This is a genomic window from Dyadobacter sp. SG02, assembly GCF_900109045.1.
In the GTDB taxonomy this organism is placed as follows: Bacteria; Bacteroidota; Bacteroidia; order Cytophagales; family Spirosomataceae; genus Dyadobacter.
In genome coordinates this window covers 43396-64122 of sequence record NZ_FNYL01000003.1, presented here as the reverse complement: position 1 = coordinate 64122, position 20727 = coordinate 43396, and the positions used below count along the sequence as shown (strand labels likewise).

Below are 20727 nucleotides of genomic sequence, written 5' to 3'. Positions count from 1 at the left end.
ATCTCAAAAGTGAATCAGGCTATTTGCTGTTAGCCAGCGGCGGATTATAGTCTTTTTCAACGACAATCCAGTATTTATCCGACAAACCCTTATTCAAATCCCTTTCATGAATAACAGACAACTACTTTACGCCCTGCTGATTGCAGGCATTTCGCTGGGCACTGCCTGGGCCATCCGCGGCCAGTTCGGGCACGAGCAAGGCGCCGCCTGGGCTGGTGGTGTCGGCGGATTGAGCATCGTCCTCATCGCCAAGCGCAAAGACTGGTATGCAAAAGCATTTCAACTGGCATTGGCCTCGGCGGCCGGCTGGGGCGTAGGCGGCATTATCAGCTATGGCAAAGTGGTCGGTTTCGCACGCGGGCTCGAATTCGGGAATGTCTATTACGGGTTTCTGATGCTCTGCGTAATCGGCGGGTTGTTCGGGCTGATCGGCGGCGGGTTATTCGGGCTTACCCTGGCCTCCTCCCGCGAAAAACCGGTACAATGGGCACAACTGATCACCGAAATGACGGCAGGCGCCATCCTGTTTTACTATCTCCTGATCGAGCAGCTCGGCTGGCTCATGACACCTCCCCGCTCGGAAGCCTGGGCCGCCTGTCTGGGTATGACCGTCGCGCTATTCTGGTACATGATCCGCCACAAGCAACATTCGGCCATGAGACTGGCCGTTTTCGCCGGACTTGGCGGTGGTTTCGGGTTCGCATTCGGCAACTTTCTGCAGGTAATGGGCAGCGTGTCCGGCCTTCATTTCAATTTCTGGAATGTCATGGAATACTCGATCGGCTTTTTCGGTGGCGTGGGTATGGCTTACGGCACTTTCACTTCCGAATGGGAGGTCACCGACACGCAGGCGTCGCGTTCGCACCTACTGGCACCGATCATTATTCTAACATTAATCATCCCGTTCATCGTCTGGGACCAGTCGTTTGAAACGAAAAGGCTGGTCGAAACGATCCAGGGCTTCGATCCGCTCGCTGATGCCGCCGGGATCACTACCTATGTGCAATGGGTAGCACTTTTTCTCGTTATCGCGTTCGCCGCTTACGCGATGTTCAAATACTACATCCGGCCGAATGCGCCCCTTTTAACATTCAAATACGAGGACATTCAACAATTCTTCTTTCTCAACCTGGGCTTGTACACGGTTTACAGCATTCTCATCACCTGTGCATTCATAAGTCTTTACCGCGTCGAGCAATACCTATACATCCTGAATGTCGCTCTATTGGTCGTTCTCATGAAAAAAACCGAGGCGTCCTTCTCGGATCGTGGCCTGAATCTCAGTCGATGGGCCGTCAACTTCCTGTTCATCATAGCCATTTTCGCCATCCTCACCGCCGTCGCTATCAGCTCGCACGGGGAGTTGAACGGGGCGAACAGGCGGTTTGAGTGAGACTTAATATGTGCATCATCGGGAAACACATGAATTGTCCTATCTCTGTGAAAAGCTGGGCCTGGCAGAAGTAACCCACGACGCCAAAGGCAACAAAATGAAAGCGATATAAAAGCCACTCCGGGCGACCGGAATGGCTTTATTTTTAACTACTTCGTAATCGTCAGCTCGTCCTTCACCTCGCCTTCGGGGTTCAGGCATTTGTAATGCAGCGTATTTCCTTTGATGGATATATGCTGGTAAAGCGGGCCGTCCTTATACCTTACCAAAGCGTAATCTTCGTTCGGCCAGCGTTCCTGCTTGCCGGGAATGCTGATGGACATCAGGTAAATCGTACCCTTCGCCGGGCTCGCCACTTCTTTGTCGCCAAACATCGGCTTCGTGCGCAAGTAATAATGCATATGCCCGCTCATGACCATGTCCACGTGATACTTATCGAAAAGCGTACACCATTCGCGTTTGATTTCGTCATAAGGCTCTTCAAAATTGTAAGGCGGAAAATGGAACATCGCAAACTTCCACCTGGCTTTCGAGTTTTTGAGCTGATGCTCGACCCAGGCGCTTTGCTCCGGCACCGAAAGTGTGGCGTCGATCATCAGGAACAGTGCGTCCTGATAATTGAAAGCATAAGTCATTTCGGAAGGCTGACCGGCCGGGCCGTTTTCCGGCAAGCTGAACATCTCCTTGTACATCCACGCGCCCAGGCCATCCTGGCTGTCGTGGTTACCCGGCACCGGCATTAATGGCCGCGTGCTGAACGTCGGCCCGGCGTGTGCCCAGAGCTGATCCCAGTCATCCCGGTGCAGGCCGGTAGTTACCAGGTCGCCGGCGATGGAGAAAAAAGCGGTTTCAGGATGCCGTTTGATGGATTTTTGGGCCATATCGCCCCAGATAGGCGAATAATGCGTATCGCCGAACCAGATGAACGAAAAGTCCTTCACACGGTCGGAAGCGGTTTGGAACGAAGCTGGTGCCGACCATTGCGATGGTCCGGTCCCGATCGAATAACGGTAGGATGAACCAGGGCTCAGCCCTTTGAGTTGCGCGGTAAAGCGGTTCACGAACCGGTCGTTCTGCAACAGCCTGTCTTCCATATTGAATGCCGAAGCATCGGTAAAGAGCGTATCGGAGGTCCCCGGTTTCCAGTATTTAACTTTGCTTCTGAGCACCTTCGGGCTCGTGCGCCATTGGATATTCGCCGTGGTGGCAGGGTCTCCACTCCACGTCATGATCACCTGATCGGGTTTTTCGGAAGAGGGCGTCGACGTTCGCCGGAATGCATTCACCAGATGCGCCTCACGCGCTCGTCCTCGCACGGTCGTGAAGAGCGTCTGGCCTTTCAGTTCGTCGGGCACTTCGGTCAACACGAGGCCGTCCCAGTCATGATAGGTAAATGCGCCTTTTTGCATCGTATTCAATGCATATTGCGCAGGAACCACATTCGAAACGGTGAGTTTTTCAGCTTTGTCGAGTGGCGCCACGCTGATGAAGTATACCGGCCTGTCTTTATCAAAACCATTGATACCCAGCCCTACCTGGCCTTTTTCGAAATCCTTTTGCCACACTTCGTAAGTATATTCCTCGTTTTTGACGACCATCTGCGTCTTCCGAAAGCCGCTTTTGGAGAGCCAGAAAGGCACCACTGCCTGGCCCGTATGCCGCATGAGCGAAACGCGAACGGGCACATTTACCTCGAAAGTCCAGAAACGCGTCGACAACGTCTCCTTATCACGGTCGCTGAGAACACCCAGAATATAGTTGTCCGAAATCGTATCCAGCTGAGCGGGTGTAAGGGATGCGTATAACTTGGTTACAGCACGATCGACCACTTCCTTCACCGTTCTTTCCGGTTGCTCACTACCTGTGGCATAGAAAGACATCCAAACCGGGCATAGCAAGGCCCACCAGTATATTCTTTTAATTTTGATCATGGCTATTTCAAGTTTCCCGTCAGGTATAGATACACCTATTTCCGGGATTTACAGAACCGACTTATTATCCGTCAAAAACACCCTGGTACTCTCGGTGTAGACATCGCCTTGCGGGGTTTTGTATTTCAAATCCACATAAAATGCCCGAAAGCCGCTGGCTGGTAACTCCGCAGTCACTTTCACATTGGATTTCTGGCTGATTTTCAAACTTTGGGCGGTCCAGGTATCATTCCGCAAGTCCTGATCGGGCGAGTTGGCCGACCACAGGATCACATCCACCAATGCGTCCGGCGTAGCCTTAATGTCCAGGTTTACCTTCCGGTTGGCTACCGACTGGCTCCATTTGCATTCGGTATAAGGCCGTTTGTTAATCGTCGCGCCGAAGAATGCGCTCAACGCTTCCATCGCCTGCTTGCCGTCGCCGAGGTCGTGACCGGCATTGGGTACATAATGCAGCATGTTTTTGCCGGGAATCTTGTCGAGGTAGTTTTTGATATTATCCACCACCCAATATTCATCGTTCGTTCCCATGAAAATCATCTTCGGCATCGTCAGCTTGGCGCGATAGGAGTACGGGTCGATCATCGTCGTAATGGCCTGCCCATCGGGCGAGCCGGTTGACTGCGGAATGCCCAACTTCACATAATCTTCAATTTGCACGCTATAATCTCCCCATGATTTGATCTGGTAATCCAGGCTTACCGGCATATTCAGCACGTCGATCACCATGGGCGCGATCGCCTCCACGCGTTTGTCGCTCGCACCCGTGAGCCAGGTAGTCCAGCCGCGTTTGGATGCACCCGTAACGACGAAGCTATTGACGGTATGCTTCAATTGTTTTTGCGAAAACTGCTGCACCGCGTCCATTGCCTTTACGGCGCTTTTAACCATCGGAAAAAGCAGCGGCCAGGTGTAATCCTTATCCTTTTTGAAGTTGTGTAAAGTGTAGGAAATCAATGCATCCTCGGTGAGGTCGTCAAAAAACGGCTGATTGGGCGTCTGTTTCAGCAAGGCCACGATAGCCTGGTTAGTGGTAGCCACCGCACCGAGCGATTCGTACATTTTTTCATCCTTTTTGCTGTTCCAATTCGGCTGTCCGTTGGCGTTGGAACCGCCTGTGATGAAGAGCAATGCGTCGTCGTGGCGGTTTTCCTTAGGGACGATCACCGTCATCTGGTGTGTCCAGGTGAACTCGCGCCATTTCTGCGAGGTAACGAGTATTTGGTAAAATGTCAGATCGTCACGTTTGAATGTCTCTTTCAGCTCCCATTTGAAGGTTTTGTCGCCATTATGGAGATAACTTTCCAATGCATTTTCAGGCGTAACCTTTTGTGCATTTGCAAAAACAATGGCTACCAGGGCCAGCAATATTGACGAAGCGGTTCTTACAGCTATTTTCAAAAACATGATCACGCGTATTGGGTTGAAGATTCGGTTTACTTTCCGGGAGTGGTGGCCGGCTTAGGTGCGGCCGGCTTAGGCGCGGCCGGCCTAGGCGCGGCACCTGCGGGTACGGGGCTATCTTTTACTAATTTCAATGCCTGTTCGATGTAAATCTCGCCGGTCATCTCGCCCAGGCTCGTCCGGCTTACGTAGTCATATCTTTTGAAACTGTTGAAATCGACTTTCGTGAGCATATAGCCGAACGCGTCGTTCGTCAATCCGAAAAGGAATGGCTGTTTGGTATTCATATGCCTTTTGACATAATACCCGATATTGGGCAATGCTTCGCCGGGTACCGTAAGCACCTGGGCCGTACCGATATTGAGCAGGTTAAGCTGCGTCACAATGCGGTTATCCCCGGCCATTTCATTTTTAATCGGTGATTTTTGAAGGATATAACGCATGATCTCCGAATCCACCGGAAACTCGATCCTGCGGGAAGCGCAAAACACATCCGGGTTTTCCTGCACCGGCGCTTCTTTCACGATCCGCAATGCCTCGTCGGCCAGCAACGCTCCTATCCTTTTGCATTCGTTCCAGTCATTGGCTTCCTTTCCATCTTCCAAACGGTTATCCGCAGTTACCATTCCGCCCTGCGCGCCGTTCATGAAAATGGCCGTCCCGCCACCCTGCGATTCGATGCGGTCGTACAGTGGTCCGCAGAGGTCCGGGCTCAGAATGCCCCTGCCAGAGCCGATTACCTCCGGGTGGATTGCGTAATTCACCAGCGTAGCAATGGGCTTGCCTTTATTAGTCCCCGAAGTAGCCACGGCCTGTATCACACCACATCGGGGATCATAAAGCTGGTCGGCGTAGTAGTTGTAGGCGATCTTGCCTTTCGCATCGCCCACCGCGATTTTCAGTGAAGCGTCTTCCAGTTTCCCTACCGCCTCGTTCACGGCATCGGCGATTTGCTGTACGCAGCGGTCGAGGTAAGCCATATCGGCAAACGACTCGCCTTTTTCATTGGGAAAACCATACGCATCAGGCCCGCTATGCGTATGCGTAGCGCCTATGAGCACATTCTCCGGCGCGATGCCTTTGATCAGCTTCCGCGATTTGTTCCCCAACGCGGCCGGCCAGCCGAGGTTATCCACATTCACGATCGCGATCCGGACAGCGCCTTTTTCCATGACAAATGCCCTGGCATACAGCTCGCCATTCTTCTGAGTCGCTTTTTTGGGTGTACCAATGCCGCCTGAAACCGGTAACAGCGGATCGGGCGTGATCACCCGCACCGCAGCCGCAGCCCTGAAATGCTGCCCGACCGTGACCTGGCTCAGGCACAAGCTTAAAAAGCAAAAAAGAATGGCCCTGGCTTTCATTGACGATAGGTTTATCGGTTAAAAACTAAACCGGAACTGCGGGATGGCCCCACAGTCCCGGTTTTAAATACTCACCTTAAAAACAATATGACTACCACGGCTTGCCGGTTCCCTGCAAAAGCCATTGTTTCGACCACGCGCTATTGCCATTATCAGCCTGTGAATAGCTGGTAATTTCAAGCTTACTCACCGCTGCTTCCGCATTCGCTTTATTGATCCGCAATTCATCCTGCATATAATAGAAGCGCACCGGCAAAACTTCGCGTTTGGCGGCAGGGCCTGCTTTCAATGCAGGCAAACCGGTGCGGCGGAAATCGAACCACGCTTCGGTAGCAGCCGTCCAGCTGGCGATCCATTTCTGTTCGAGAACCTGTTTTGCGGTATTGTCGAACGCCACGCCCGGGGTAGCGAGGTAAGCGGCATATTTGTCGCCCACGGTCCAGGTTTCCATAGACGCCTTGACACCTGCTTCGTAGCGTTCTTTCGCCGTACCGGCAGCCCAACCTTTCAATGCAGCCTCGGCGAGGATGAAATTCACCTCCGCAGCCGAGATCAGCCGCGCGCGGAGCAACGGGCCTTTCGCGGCCTTGTAAATGTTATTCAGGAAAGATACGTGCGGGTTGAACGACGTCTGGCCCGGAGTCGGGTTCAGGTTGTAGGCCGACGGTAATGCCGAGAAGCTAGGCGGCAAACCCACATATTCAGGATCGGTGTCAACTTGTGTATTCTTAACCTTGTCCGGCGAAAGAATGCGCTTGCCGTCTACGATTTTGTCGGTTCCGGCTGGCTGCGTCGGGTCTACTACCAATGGAATTTCAACTTTGTTCGCCCAGATTCCGAGGCGCGGGTCTTTCAATGTCTGCAATTTTTCCACCAGTGTCGCGCACATTTTAATGCGGCGATAGTTGCTTCCGCTGGCGTCGATCACGCTGTTGGCAGGCCATGAATCGGCATCGCTGTTGCCGGGAAAGCCCATGGTAGCATCATCCGCATTGGATGTGATAATAGGATAATTCGCAGCATTGGCTACGATTTTCTCGATACCTGCCTTGGCAATGTCGGGTTGTTTGCTTGAAATACGCATATAGTACCGCAGCAAGAGTGAATTGGCCATTTTGCGCCATTTCGCGGGGTCACCACCGTAAAAAACGTCCACGTTATCGACAATCCCTTCGTAATCGGCTTTCGGTTTGGAGAGCAATGTATTCGCTTTTTCGAGGTCGGCGATAATTCCCGCATAAATCACATCCTGGCTATCGAATGTCGGCAGAATGTCTGTTACCGCACCTGCTTCGCCTTTCAATGCATTGGTATAAGGCGCATCGCCCCAGAGATCGGTGATGAGGCCGAACATGAACGATTTCATGACCAGCGTGACACCCTGGTGAAACTCGAAATTCGATGCAACTGCCCGTTGATACACGAGATCGTTGTTGCGGAGCACGTCGTAATAGGCGTTCCAGCTCTGATCGCCGCCCCAATCGTAATCGTTATGCCCGCTCGACCACGCATCTTTCTGCGTATGCTGCACGACGCCCGCAATATCCTGATAGCCCAGGTTTACATACAGTTTCGCAGCCTCGGTCAATACGGTAGGCAATACGAGGTTCGGGTTCACCGACTCCGGCGCTACGCCGTTCGGGTTTTCATTGAGCTCCGTCAGGTCTTTACAGGAAAAGACCATGCATGCCAGCAGCAGCGGTATGATGACGAACTTGTTATGAAGCTTTTTCATGAGTTTATTTATATTAAATAGACTATATGATTCTATATCAGAAAGTTAAACCAAGTTTAAAACCAACGGGTATCACCCACGGCGTTACATTGTAACGCTCGATACCCTGCTTGAACTGGGTACCCGCCTGCGGGCTGGACTCCTGCTGGAATGCTTGTTCCGGATCAATACCGATTTTAGCTTTGGTCCAAAGGATGATGTTGCGGCTGTAAACGGCGACATTGGCGCTTTGCAAGCCAAGACGTTTTACGAAAGTGGCAGGCAAGTCGTAGCCCAGGGACACTTCACGCAGTTTGATGAACGAGGCGTCGAATGTAGCGGCACGGGTGAAATCCCACGGATAGTTGTCGCCATACGGAATGTATTTCGTATCCTTGCCGCCCAGGTTTTCGGTATAACCGGTGATTTCTCCGGCTTCATTATACTGTGCAATTACACCCGGGTTGAACACCGCATAGTCGTAAGTATTGCCGCCGTACTCAAACGGGAAGCCGCCATATTCTTTGGTAGGCCCACCGACGATATTGAACTGGTTACCGGTAACGACCACTTTATTGTTGTTGACCAGGTAATTACGCAACTGGTCGCCCGTCATACCGTTCGGATTGATCAGGTTATCCAAAAAGCGTTGCGATTTCAGGTCGGACTCGCCGTAACGGTAGGTTTGAGATACAAAATTACCTCCCTGGCGCCAGTCGAACGACATATTCAGGGTGAAACCTTTGTATGAAAGAGATGTTTGCAAACCCATCAGGAAGTCAGGGTTGAAGTTACCGATCTTGTTGCGGGTTTTGGAAGCGGCAATCGACTGCCACGAACCGTTTTCATCCAGAATAGGATAGCCGTAGTAAGGCGAGCTCTTGTCCGTAACAGTCACGAGCTCATTATCGTAAATGTCCCCGATCTTATCGCCTACGTAAGTCCAGGCTCCGCCTTTCGCGTCGGTCCAGAGGGTGTAGAATTCAAGACCATCCGACAGCGATTTGATCGTCGTGCGGTTTCTCGACCAGTTCGCATTAATATCCCAGCGCCAGCCATTTTTATCGATCGGGGTTCCGCCCAATGTAAATTCAAGTCCTTTGCTCACGAGCAAGCCCGCATTGATGTTTTTCGAACCAAAACCACTCGATCCCGGAAGTTTGGTCGGGATAATCTGGTTGCGATTTTCTACCTGATAATAAGTGGCGGTCAGGCGAACCTTGTTTTGATAAAGGTTCAGGTCGAGACCATATTCGTAGGATGTTGCGATCTCCGGTTTGAGGTCGGGAAGCAGTATCGATCCCGATTTCGACAAACGGGTAATACCATCCCAGGCACCTGAATTACCCAACGTCGCCAGCAAATTGTATGGCTGGGTATCGTTACCCACCTGTGCCCAGCTGCCTCTTGCTTTCAGCAAACTGATCTGATTGGGCATCCGGAACACCTCGTTCAGCAGTACGCTCAATGACGCCGACGGATAGAAATACGATCGGTTAGCCTTCGGCAATGTACTCGACCAGTCGTTGCGTGCTGTCAGATCGAGGTAAATCATGTCTTTGAAACCAATATTGGCCAATCCGTAGACGCTGAAAACTGCTCTTTCCGATAAGTAGCTGGAATACCGGATGTTGGCCGGCGCGATGTTCGACAGGGTATAGAGTCCCGGAATCACCAGCCCCGTACCGTTTCCGCTCGCATTGTTGACATCCATATTCTTCTGGTAACGGGTATTTCCACCGCCCGACACCGAGAAACTGAAATTGTTGACATCGCGTTTGTAGCTAAGCAAGAAATCAGCGTTGCGCTCGAACCGGGTGAGGTTGATCACCCCGTAACCTCCGCGGCTGTCGTTGGTGTAGCTGTTGCCGATCTTCGTCTGGCGCTCCTCACGGTACGTATCGAGCGCGTAGCGGCCCATCAGGCTCAAATGCGGCGTAATTTGCCAGTCGGCCTTGACGTTTCCGAAAACACGGTCGCGGACAAAGCTGTTGTTGACTTCGTAGGCAAGGAACCAGGGGTTGTTATAATCGCCGGGACCTTGCGAGAGTTGCTGCAATCCCTCCTGACCGGGTACCCAGTAATTGCGCAGATCGCGGATATCGATGTGCGGGGACACGGCATAGGCCCATTGCAACGGGTTGGTTCCGCGGTTGGTAGCAGGGCGGTTATTGGAGTTGTTGCGGCTAATGTCAACATTCGTGCTCAACGTCAGTTTCTTTGCAAGCTTCACCGACGAATTGATATTTAATGAATTACGGAACAAATCTGAATTAGGGATAATGCCCCGGTTGGTCATATTCGAATACGACAGGCGGTAAGTTACCAGGTCGTTGCTGTTCGAGATGGCAACACCATTAGTAGTTGTAATGCCGGTACGCACGAAATTCTTCACATTATCCGGATGCGAAACGAGGTCGGTAGGAATCGGGTTGCCGTTGGCGTCTTTAGGGCTGTTCCATTGAATAGCCTTGTAGCCTTTGTCGAGCTCCGGACCTACACCACCGGCCGAGCCTTCGTCGATCTCCAGCACACCGCCCGGATACGGATTGTTGTCCGGTGTAAAAGGAAGAATACCCGTTGCGAACTTGCTGTGCATGTTCAGGTATTTGTAAGGTTTGTCAAAAACGGTGTTGGAATTGATTGATACCGTCATTTTTTTCGACTTGGCACCGCTTTTCGTGGTAATCAGCACGACCCCGCGGCCTGCGCGAGAACCGTAAAGCGCCGCCGCGTTCGGTCCTTTGAGGATCGAAACGCTCTCGATGTCGTCGGGGTTAAGACTTGAAATCGCATTCCCGTAATCGACGCGGTTGTCGTTACCAATCTGGCTTACATTGTTCAGCGTATTGGCGATGGGCACCCCGTCGACCACGAAGAGCGGCTGGTTATCGCTACTGAGGGATGTGGCACCGCGGATGATCATGCTCACCGACGACCCCGTACCACCCGTGGAGCTGATACTCACGCCCGGTACCCTGCCGGCTAGCGAATTCAGTACATTTTCCTGTGCTACGCGGCTGATATCCTTGCCACTTACTTCGCCCACCGCATAACCCAGCGAGCGCTTCTCACGCGAAAGGCCTAATGCCGTTACGACGGTTTCGTTCAGCGTTTCGACCCCTTCGACGAGCACCACGTCGATCACCGACTGGTTTCCTACAACAACTTCCTGGGTTTCATGCCCGATATAGGAGAAAACAAGCACGGGTTTGGAAGCCTCGTTAACATTGATGGAATAATCACCGGTGGCGTCCGTGGATGTACCAACCTGGCTGCCTTTCACAATGATGCTGACGCCGGGCAATGCTGCGCCGTCTATTTTGGAAGTGACTTTTCCCTTGATCGTCTTATCGAAATTTTTCCCCGCAAATGCCGGACTGACGAGAAAAACGGCCACGAAAGTGCATAAGAGCAACCTTCGCAGGCTAGCAGTAAAATTTGGGTCCATAGTTTTTGTATTTAAGGTGATGGGCACTGTTCATGATACTGAGAAATAGAGCTTTATGTTAAAAAATGTAAGGCACGACAGACCTATATAATCCGTGTCAGCGGTATTCATAACATTTGGTATCAGAGTGAGTAGCGGATCGCCTCCCGGAAGGGTTGCTCCCGGAAAAAAACTTCATGAAATCCTGCTCACATTACTGGGGATGGTGTCGTTTGGGCTATTCGGTCGGATCTGGCTTTTTTAATTTCTGAACAAACAATTGATAGAGGAGGGTGAGTATTTGTAATATCTGTAATCTGCTATGCATCTTTCGGCCCGGCTTCACCGTTCGGCCGGCTTTCTCGTAACAAACGGTTGAAATAAATTTCGAGGGCGTCTGAGTATGTTCTACCTCTTTCATCATCGGAAATTCCCGCGAGCAATTCCGCCAGTTCGTCCTCGGATATCTTATTGCTGATTAGCTTGTTAATCAATATTTCAGCCCGGGAGAATGACATGGTGTTAGTTGGTTTTGGTATGCGACAAGGATACTCGCAAACTTCGAGAACAGACTACTCCGGCAACACGGATTTTTCTCAATGCACCGCTCCTTTTTCCCGAAGCGGATAACCCGCAAATTTTTCAGGTTTTGTTGGCGGAAACAGAAATGGGTCATATGTTTGTATTTTTATTTAGATCATTTATAAATAATATGAAAAATCATTACCTGCACCGCGCTGGCGCCATCACGCGTGTAGTCCATCTGGCTATTGCCTTACTGATCTCATTCCAATGCGCCTTCGCGCTCACTCCTGAAAAGGGCCGCGGCCATGTACGCGGGCTCGTGCAAACCTCTGACGGCCAGCCGGCCGGTTTTGTCAATGTATCCATTAAAGGCTCTTCCAAAGGTTCAATCACCAACGAACAGGGCGAGTATATCATCCGGAATGTAGCCGAGGGCAGCCAGATTCTCGTCGTACAGCTTGTAGGTTACACTGCTGTCGAAATACCCGTCGATGTCGTAGCCGAAGAAACGATCACGGTACCTGTCGTAAACCTCAAAGAGAACTCCAACCAACTCGAAGAAGTACAGGTAAAAGGTAATGTCAACCGTTTTGCCGACAAGGAAACGGATTACGTGGCCCGGCTTCCGCTGAAAAATCTCGAAAACCCGCAGGTTTACAGCGCAGTCAACAAGGACCTGATCAACGAACAGGTCATAACCGATTTCAAGGACGCATTGCGGAATGTGGCCGGGGTAGCGCCTGTCAACAACCCGGCGGGCGGTACCGGTGCTACGATTCGTGGCTTTTCAGCTACCACCACCGTGCGGAACGGCATGGCCGTCCAGATATACCAGTCCGACCCGATCAATCTGGAACGCGTGGAGGTGATCAAGGGGCCGTCGGGCACCCTGTTCGGGTCGAGCCTGGTGAGCTTTGGCGGGTTGATCAACCAGGTTACCAAAAAGCCTTTCGAGACATTCAAAGGGGAAGTTTCGTATACCACAGGCAGCTACGAGCTCAGCCGTTTTACCGCGGACGTCAACACGCCGCTTAATGCAGATAAGACATTGCTCCTGCGCGTGAATGCGGCCGCACACTCGGAAGGTACCTGGCAGACGTTCGGCCATAACCGCCGCTACACCGCCACCCCAAGCCTGCTCTACAAAGTCGACGACCGTCTGACGCTCACCTTCGACGCCGAGCTGAATGCGACCAATCGCTCGACCGTAGCCTACTACCAGAATATGAACAAAACCTCCTACACGAATTTCAAGGATATTCCGGTTGCCAGCAAGACATCGCTGGGTGGCGAAAATATCGACGCCGATCTCACCGCACTCAATTACGCGGTCGGCGCCAGGTATGCCATTAATTCCAAATGGACTTCCCAGACGAACGTGACGATCGGCAACAACCGCATCGAGCACAGCAACCAGATTTATCCCAACTGGACCAGTGACACGACTTTTAACCGCAACATTTCGAACTACGGACCGCGCATTTTTACGTCTATCAATGCGCAGCAAAACTTTACCGGCAATTTCAACCTCGGTCGCCTGCGTAACCGCTTGCTCGTGGGCCTGGACGTGTACACGTTTACCAGCCAGCTACGGTACACCGATGTCGGAACTTATGATGTCGTGAATACCAACAAGCCGATCCCGGGCATTAACCTCGACAAGGTGAACGACATCCTGGCAACCAAAACGAATTCCAATAACCAGACGCGCCTGAGTACTTACAGCGCCTATGCTTCGGACGTGATCAACCTTACGGAACGACTGATTGTAATGCTGAGCGTGCGCATCGACCGTTTCGTAAACATTGCGACCATTACCAACGGTATCAAAGGCACCAACGACTACAAGCAAACCGCCGTTTCGCCCAAATTCGGTTTTGTGTACCAGGTGGCTCCCGAGCAGCTTTCGATATTTGGTAACTATATGAATGGTTTCCAGAATGTTGCACCGGTTGTCCAGCCCGATGGTACTACCTCCGCCTTCAAGCCTTTGAATGCCAACCAGTGGGAATTTGGTCTGAAAGCAGAGGCTTTTAACCGTAAACTCACGGGTACCGTTAGCTACTATGATATTTCGATCAACAATGCGACCCGCATCGAAAACAGTTTTACGATCCAGGACGGCCAGCAGAAAAGTAAGGGTTATGAGTTCGAACTCGTCGCAAACCCGGTGCCGGGCCTGAATATCGTGGCCGGTTATGCCAAAAACGACAACAAGGTGGTGAAAGCTGCCGCATTCGAAGGCAACTACGTGGCGCAAGTCCCGACGGACTATGCCAACCTTTGGGTAAGCTACAAATTCACCGGCAAGACGCTGCGCAACTTTGGCCTCGGGTTCGGCGGTAACTACGTGTCAGATTGCTATTTCGAAGCGGCCAACGTCATCACCATCCCGGGTTACACGTTGATCAATGCCTCGCTCTTTTACGATCAGCCCAAATGGCGCGTGACGCTCAAAGGCAACAACCTCGCCAACGAGGCTACCTTTTCCAACTGGGGATTGCCACAACCGCTCCGCCAGCTGGTAGGCTCGGTAACTATCAAGTTCTGATCCGATCGGGGCGCTTGCCGCGCCCCGATTTCAATTCCATCACCATAAGCAGTACGCGATACAGGCTATTTCCATCAACTAATTGCTACCCATTCTTCACGAACCCCTATTTTTGTTAAAATTTTATCATATTAACAGGAAGTATCGTTTCAATACCGAAACACGGACCGTGAAGAATGAACCCTAAGAAGTGCTGTCAGGAGATTTACTTTCTGCTTTTTTTACTGTTGATTTCCCCTATTGCCGCTGCGCAGACGGTCGTTGCCGATAGTTCCGGCAGCTTGATCGTGGGCGATATTACGGTGGAAGGGAACCATCGTACCCGTACGGGCATCATCATGCGGGAGATGGCCATCCGCAGGGATGATACATTAACGACCGAAACGCTCAAAGAAAAACTCGAAATCGACCGCAGGAAGGTGATTAATACCAACCTGTTCGTCACCGTCGACCTGCTTACGAAACCTAATCCGGACTCTGTCCACACCGATATCCGTATTGTGGTGAAGGAACGCTGGTACTTTATTATGCTGCCCGTTTTTCAGCTGGCCGACCGGAATTTCAACGAATGGTGGTACGAACGAAAGCGGGACCTCTCGCGGACGACCTACGGCGTATATCTCAGCTACGGTAATGTGACGGGCCGCGCCGACAAGCTCCGTTTCCTGGCCGAGTTCGGCTTCATCCCCAAGTTCGAACTAGCCTATACGTTGCCCTACATCGATAAGGCGCAAAAAACAGGGATTACCGTCGGGGCTTCTTATTCCATTAATAAAAACACCGCATTCAGGACCTGGCGTGACAAGCTGCAATACCTGAGCAGCGAGGAGATCAACCGGGAGCGGTTCTTTACTTACGTGAGCCTGACGCGCCGCAACAAGTACTACACCTTCCATTCCGTCGACCTCCGGTGGAGTTACCTCACGATTTCGGACACGGTAGCGAAGCTCAATCCCAATTACCTGCTGAATGGGGATAAACGGCAACGTTATTTCCAATTGACCTACACTTACAGCTACGACAAGCGCGACAACGTGCAATACGCCTTGCAGGGTCAAACCGGCGGGTTACAAATTTCCAAAACCGGGCTATTGCCTTCCGACGACGTCAACACGCTCTACCTGTACGGCTCTTACCGCAAATTCATCCCGCTTGGCAAGAAGTGGTTTTTCAATACCAATGTCCGCGGACGGGTTTCATTTCCGAAGCGCCAGCCTTACGTGCAAACCGTCGGGCTGGGCTACCGCAACGACCTCGTGCGCGGGTACGAGCTTTATGTGATCGATGGGCAGGATTATGCATTGATTAAAAACGAATTGAAATACAGGCTTTTCTCGATCCAGAAGCATTTGTCGTTCATTCCGGTCCGGCAGTTCAATACCATTCCCCTCGCGGCTTACATTAATACGTTTGCAGACGCGGGCTATGTAAAAAACAGCTATCCCGAGTTCAGCAACACCCGGTTAGGCAATTCCACGCTGTTTGGCGCCGGGGCGGGACTGGACGTGGTGACGTTCTACAATATCGTCGCGCGGTTCAATGTTACACTGAACGGTTTGGGCGAACGGCGGTTCTTTTTTAACCTTGCAAGAGAGTTTTAAATGGGTATCCCGAGAACCAAATATGTATAAATTGCAATGGATGGGCAGTCGAATTAGTTATAAGGCACGATAATTTCTCAACTTTATTTTAACCGCATGACACAACCTCTACGCTTATGAACACGCTGAAAAACGGAATCGCATTGCTCGCTATGGCATTACTTGCGGCGGCTTGCGACACTAAAACAAACGAAAAAACCGAGGCGGCGGCTGACTCGGTGGTTCTGCATGAGACTGCCCCCGCTGATTTGAACAGCGACCAGTCGGCACTACTGAAAACGATCCTGGGCCCTGCCGAGCAAAATCCTGCGGGCGTGGTCCTGAGAGGTATTGCTTTCGGTGATGCCCTCGCCAAGGTTAAAGCCACCGAAACGTTCGAGATGTTTGAAGAAACACCCGACCACCTGGGTTATACCTCCGAAACCGCGCAGTTGGAAACCATCGACGTGCAATACTTTCTGACACCTGAAAAAAAGGTGAACAAGATCACGATCGACGTTTACCTGAACAGTCCGGAAGCTACCAAGCAGCTCTGGAATGCCAGCAAGCAGTATTTTAGCGAAGCTTATGCTTCCCCGAAAGAAGAAACCAAAAAGATCACCTGGAACAACAAGACGATCCGGGTGGCTATGGAGGATGTTTCGGAAGGGAAAGACTATGGCCTGAAATTTCAATTCTTCCCGGCCGACAAAAACGTTCTGGCCGCCAAATAACACCTATGAAAACCAAAAAATCGATTCTCCTGGGCACATTGTGCCTGATTGCCCTGAATGTCTTCGCCCAAAAACCGTCCAAAAAAGACGAGGTAATCACCATCGCTACCACCAAGGGCACGATGCGTTTCATCCTTTTTGACGAAACACCGAAGCACAAAGCCAATTTCATCAAACTTGCCAAGGATAAATTCTATGACGGGCTCCTTTTCCACCGTATCATCGACGATTTCATGATCCAGGGCGGCGATCCCGAATCGCGTAATGCGAAGCCGGATGCAATGCTAGGTCGCGGTGATAATGGCTACAAAGTACCGGCGGAATTCAATGGCAAACTGTTCCATCAGAAAGGCGCATTGGCGGCGGCACGCGACAACAATCCCGCGAAGGAATCCAGCGGATGCCAGTTTTACATTGTAGAAGGCCGGAAATGGAGCAAAGCCGACCTCGAAAAACAATCGGCACGTGCGGCGCGCAAACTGACCGAGGATCAAAAAAAAGTGTATGAGACCATCGGCGGTACGCCTCACCTCGACGGAGCGTATACCGTTTTCGGACAGGTGATCGACGGCATGGATGTAATCGATAAGATCGCTTCGGTAGACAAAGACGAGCGCGACCGCCCCGAGAAGGACGTTTCGATGAAGGTGTCCGTCAAAAAGATGAAAAAGAAGAAGATTACCCGCAAGTACGGCTGGAAATACGAAGCTTAAATTGGAAAAGAAAAGAATCCTGATCACCGGCTCCAACGGGTTGCTGGGTCAAAAGCTTGTCGAGCTGCTGGTTACAAAAGCGCATATCGAAACCATCGCCACGGCCAGGGGCGAAAACCGGTTGCCATTCAGCAAGGGCTACCGGTATGTGGAAATGGACATTACCAATCCGGAATCCGTGGATCAGGTACTCGACGCCGAACGCCCCGACGTGCTGATCCATACAGCCGCGATGACGAACGTGGATCAATGCGAAATGGAGAAGGATGCGTGCTGGAAGCTGAATGTAACCGCAACCGAAACGCTGGTCGCGGCCTGCGCCAAATACGACATCTTCCTCGAACACGTCTCGACCGATTTCGTATTCGACGGCGCATCCGGCCCTTATCGCGAAGAAGATATCCCTAATCCAATCAGCTTTTACGGGTGGAGTAAATTTGCGGCTGAAAAGGTAGTCAAGTCCTCGGACATCGAATGGGCCATCGCGCGCACCGTGCTCGTGTACGGGATCGCGCATGACATGAGCCGGAGTAATATTATTCTCTGGGTAAAAAAATCATTAGAGGAAGGCAAGGCTATCAAAGTCGTTACCGACCAGTTCCGCACTCCGACTTTGGCCGAAGACCTGGCATTAGGCTGCTTCCTCATCGCCGACCAGGAGGCGAAAGGCATTTACCACATTTCCGGCAAGGATTTCCTGACGCCCTATGAAATGGCCCTGGCCGCCGCCGACTACTTCAAGCTGGACGCTTCACTGATCTCTCCTACCGACGCATCCACATTCACGCAGCCTGCGCGCAGACCTCCGCGGACTGGGTTCAATCTGACGAAATCACGGAATGTGCTCGGGTATGAGCCGCATTCGTTTCGGGAAGGGATTGCGATTTTGGCTTCGCAGATTTAGGTTTTTAATGCCACGAAGGCACAAAGGTTCACGAAGCGTATTCGTGAACCTTCGTGCCTTCGTGGCATTTTCTATTTTCGCACCGTTTTAGCGAGATCCAATTCAAATCCGGGGAAGACAGGCTCTCCTGAAAGTCGAATATTCAAACTTGGATGCTCAACAATTGTTTTACCGGGTTCATACACGAATACCTTTCCGGCATATTTGTCGATCAGCCAGCCTAAGCGGGAGCCGTTGGCCATATACTCCTGCATTTTGTTTTGCAAGTAGATGATGCTATCCGTTTTCGAACGCACTTCTACTACGAAATCGGGACAAACATGCGCGAATCGCTCCTGATCAGATTCCGATAACGCGTCCCAGCTCTCACTGTTTACCCACGATACGTCTGGTGATCGGACAGCTCCGTTCGGAAGTGTAAAACCAGCCGACGAGCCGAATATTGTACCCGGATTGTCGTGCTGATCCAGCCATAAACCGAGCGCAATAAGAATTTTGGAACTAAGATTATCAGATAAACCTCCCGATGGTGACATAAAGATAATGTTGCCTTCGCTGTCACGCTCCAAGTTTAGCGTATCATTCATCTGGCAAAAACGGAAGAATTCGTCTTCGCTCATGATATCTCCTACAATGAATGTAACAGGCGTGTCCATAACTTAACGATGTCTTTGGAAGTCTTTCAATAATGTAAATCAAAGATAACGATTTTGCTTCGAAGGCCGGACGGCGGCCAGCAGTCACTTTTCATATAACTGACTCAAAGTACCAACTGCCGGCCGTCGCTATCGTGCGGGTGAATTTTTAATTATACAACAACTCATAATACTCCCGAGCCATCCTGTCGGAGTTGAATGGCTCGGAAACGTCGTTCATACTATTCAAAGTCATTTCCTGCCATTTCTCGGGCGCATTGTAGTAGGTCGGGATGACGGTGCGTTCCAGGGCCTCCATCAGGTTATCACAATCCTGCTTATTGATATCCTCCCCTTTCGCAACCGGCAGAAGGAATGCATTATGCCGGTCCTTCGCGAATTCGCAGATCCATCCGTCGAATGTGGAAAGGTTCAATGCGGCATTCATGGCGGCCGTCATTCCGCTCGTACCGGAGGCCTCGCGCGTCACGACGGGCGTATTGAGCCAGACGTCGGCGCCGTCTTTAAGGAGTTTGGACAATGCGAGCTCGTAGCCGGTTAGTACTGCCATATTGGGGAACAAATGGCTTAAATAAAACAGGTGGTTAAAGGTCGCTACTGCTCCCTCGTCTTTCGGGTAAGGCTTTCCTGCCCAGATCACCTGTACCTTCTGTTCGGTGTTGCTCATGATCCGTTTGAACCTTTCCAGGTCCCAGACGAGCATATCCGGGCGCTTGTAAGCCGCAAACCTCCGCGCCCAGACGATCGTGAGCACATCAGGGTCGAATAGCTTTCCACTCTGATCGGCGACGGTTTCGAACAAGGCTTTTTTCAACTCCTTCTTACGCGCGACAATCGCATCGATATCCTTTCCGATCCGCGCTTTTTCCAAAACCGGATCTACCCAGTAGGCGTTGTTCTGCGCATTGGTAATGTGGCCGATCGGCGCAATTTTGGGATGTGCTTTCCACATTTTTCGCGAAACTTCCCCATGCAATTTGGAAACGCCATTGGCTTTATGGCTCAGACTCAACGCCGCCAACGAGTGATTGAACACGCCGTCGCGGATACCGCTGATTTTCCGGACCGTTTCCAGATCGAGGCCGGAGAAGAATCCCAGTTTTTCCAAAAAATGAATATCGTGCTTTTCATTACCGGCTTCTTCTGGCGTATGCGTCGTGAAAACGACCTTTTTCTGAACCTCAGCGGCTTTTTTATATTTTTTGTACAAATGAAATAGTGCGGAAACCGCATGCGCTTCATTCAAATGATATACTTCCGGCTCGTACTGCAATGCTTCCAGCAGCCGTGCGCCGCCGATGCCCAGCACCATGCATTGCGCTACTTTATAGGTAACGTCGGAATCGTACAGCGAATAGCTGATCGCCCGCGTCGATTCGTCGTTGCCGTCGGTATCGGTCGTGAGCAGGAATAAGGGCGCCGAGCCAAATGTTTCCGGATCGAGGTAATAGGCTGCTACCCAGACTTTTTTGCCCATAATGGGTATTTCAAAGCGGATTTGGGTGTCGACAAGATAGGAATACATTTTTTCCCGGAACTCCGGCTCCATACTGCCGTCCTTCTTGCGGCCCTGGTCGTAATAGCCGTATTTCCACAGCATTCCGATGCCGATCAGGTTCTGTTTGAGCGCGTACACGCTACGCATGTGCGAGCCCGCGAGGAAACCCAATCCGCCGGAGTAGATTTTCAACGCCTGGTCGACGGCGAATTCCATCGAAAAGTAGGCGACTGATTTTTTGTATTGGTTATCCGCGACAAACGGGTGTTGGTAAGGAAGAGTGAAAGTTTGTTGTGACATCAGAAGCAATTTTGGTAAAACAAAAAGACT

General features: G+C 51.3%; 14 protein-coding genes. 6 read left to right on the top strand and 8 right to left on the bottom strand.

The features are described 5' to 3' along the window. Positions 1 to 106 precede the first annotated feature (106 nt). Entirely contained in the window at positions 107 to 1393 is a 1287-nt protein-coding gene (locus BMW93_RS07350; RefSeq protein WP_090374584.1) for a hypothetical protein, read from the top strand. 149 nt (positions 1394 to 1542) lie between these two features. Here BMW93_RS07350 and BMW93_RS07345 read toward each other — a convergent pair whose 3' ends face one another. The 6 genes from BMW93_RS07345 to BMW93_RS07320 all read right to left on the bottom strand — a co-directional run bounded on the left by BMW93_RS07345 (position 1543) and on the right by BMW93_RS07320 (position 11754). Continuing rightward, positions 1543 to 3324: a metallophosphoesterase family protein gene (locus BMW93_RS07345; RefSeq protein ID WP_090374583.1), complete on the bottom strand. Its 1782-nt coding sequence runs from the start codon at positions 3322 to 3324 to the stop codon at positions 1543 to 1545. Positions 3325 to 3372: 48 nt separating this feature from the next. Continuing rightward, positions 3373 to 4731, bottom strand: a complete 1359-nt coding sequence (locus tag BMW93_RS07340) for a PhoPQ-activated pathogenicity-related family protein (RefSeq protein WP_090374582.1) — start codon at positions 4729 to 4731, stop codon at positions 3373 to 3375. A gap of 29 nt (positions 4732 to 4760) precedes the next feature. After that, a complete protein-coding gene (locus BMW93_RS07335) occupies positions 4761 to 6092 on the bottom strand; it encodes a hypothetical protein (protein WP_229240255.1) in 1332 nt (443 codons plus the stop codon). A 91-nt stretch (positions 6093 to 6183) separates the two neighbouring features. Beyond that, on the bottom strand, positions 6184 to 7827 hold the full coding sequence (locus BMW93_RS07330) for a SusD/RagB family nutrient-binding outer membrane lipoprotein (RefSeq protein WP_090374581.1): 1644 nt from the start codon (positions 7825 to 7827) through the stop codon (positions 6184 to 6186). Between the two features lie 37 nt (positions 7828 to 7864). Next, entirely contained in the window at positions 7865 to 11257 is a 3393-nt protein-coding gene (locus BMW93_RS07325; protein WP_090374580.1) for a SusC/RagA family TonB-linked outer membrane protein, read from the bottom strand. 299 nt (positions 11258 to 11556) lie between these two features. Then, the gene (locus tag BMW93_RS07320) at positions 11557 to 11754 is read right to left on the bottom strand and encodes a hypothetical protein (RefSeq protein ID WP_090374579.1); all 198 of its coding nucleotides are present in this window, start codon (positions 11752 to 11754) and stop codon (positions 11557 to 11559) included. A gap of 194 nt (positions 11755 to 11948) precedes the next feature. On the opposite strand from BMW93_RS07320, the gene BMW93_RS07315 reads away from it, so the two are divergent. The 5 genes from BMW93_RS07315 (at position 11949) to rfbD (ending at position 18243) form a co-directional block, all read left to right on the top strand. Beyond that, positions 11949 to 14312 (top strand): TonB-dependent receptor, encoded by a 2364-nt coding sequence (locus BMW93_RS07315; RefSeq protein WP_177194040.1) that lies wholly within the window; start codon positions 11949 to 11951, stop codon positions 14310 to 14312. Between the two features lie 176 nt (positions 14313 to 14488). Next, entirely contained in the window at positions 14489 to 15913 is a 1425-nt protein-coding gene (locus BMW93_RS07310; RefSeq protein ID WP_090374577.1) for a BamA/TamA family outer membrane protein, read from the top strand. Between the two features lie 116 nt (positions 15914 to 16029). Continuing rightward, the gene (locus tag BMW93_RS07305) at positions 16030 to 16626 is read left to right on the top strand and encodes a hypothetical protein (RefSeq protein WP_090374576.1); all 597 of its coding nucleotides are present in this window, start codon (positions 16030 to 16032) and stop codon (positions 16624 to 16626) included. Between the two features lie 5 nt (positions 16627 to 16631). After that, positions 16632 to 17339, top strand: coding sequence for a peptidylprolyl isomerase (locus BMW93_RS07300; RefSeq protein ID WP_090374575.1), 708 nt, complete (start codon positions 16632 to 16634; stop codon positions 17337 to 17339). A gap of 1 nt (position 17340) precedes the next feature. After that, positions 17341 to 18243, top strand: a complete 903-nt coding sequence (gene rfbD, locus BMW93_RS07295) for a dTDP-4-dehydrorhamnose reductase (RefSeq protein WP_090374574.1) — start codon at positions 17341 to 17343, stop codon at positions 18241 to 18243. 71 nt (positions 18244 to 18314) lie between these two features. Here rfbD and BMW93_RS07290 read toward each other — a convergent pair whose 3' ends face one another. Together BMW93_RS07290 and glgP are read right to left on the bottom strand one after the other, a co-directional pair. Then, positions 18315 to 18899: a Uma2 family endonuclease gene (locus BMW93_RS07290; RefSeq protein ID WP_090374573.1), complete on the bottom strand. Its 585-nt coding sequence runs from the start codon at positions 18897 to 18899 to the stop codon at positions 18315 to 18317. A 148-nt stretch (positions 18900 to 19047) separates the two neighbouring features. Continuing rightward, entirely contained in the window at positions 19048 to 20697 is a 1650-nt protein-coding gene (gene glgP, locus BMW93_RS07285) for an alpha-glucan family phosphorylase (RefSeq protein WP_090374572.1), read from the bottom strand. Positions 20698 to 20727 lie beyond the last annotated feature (30 nt).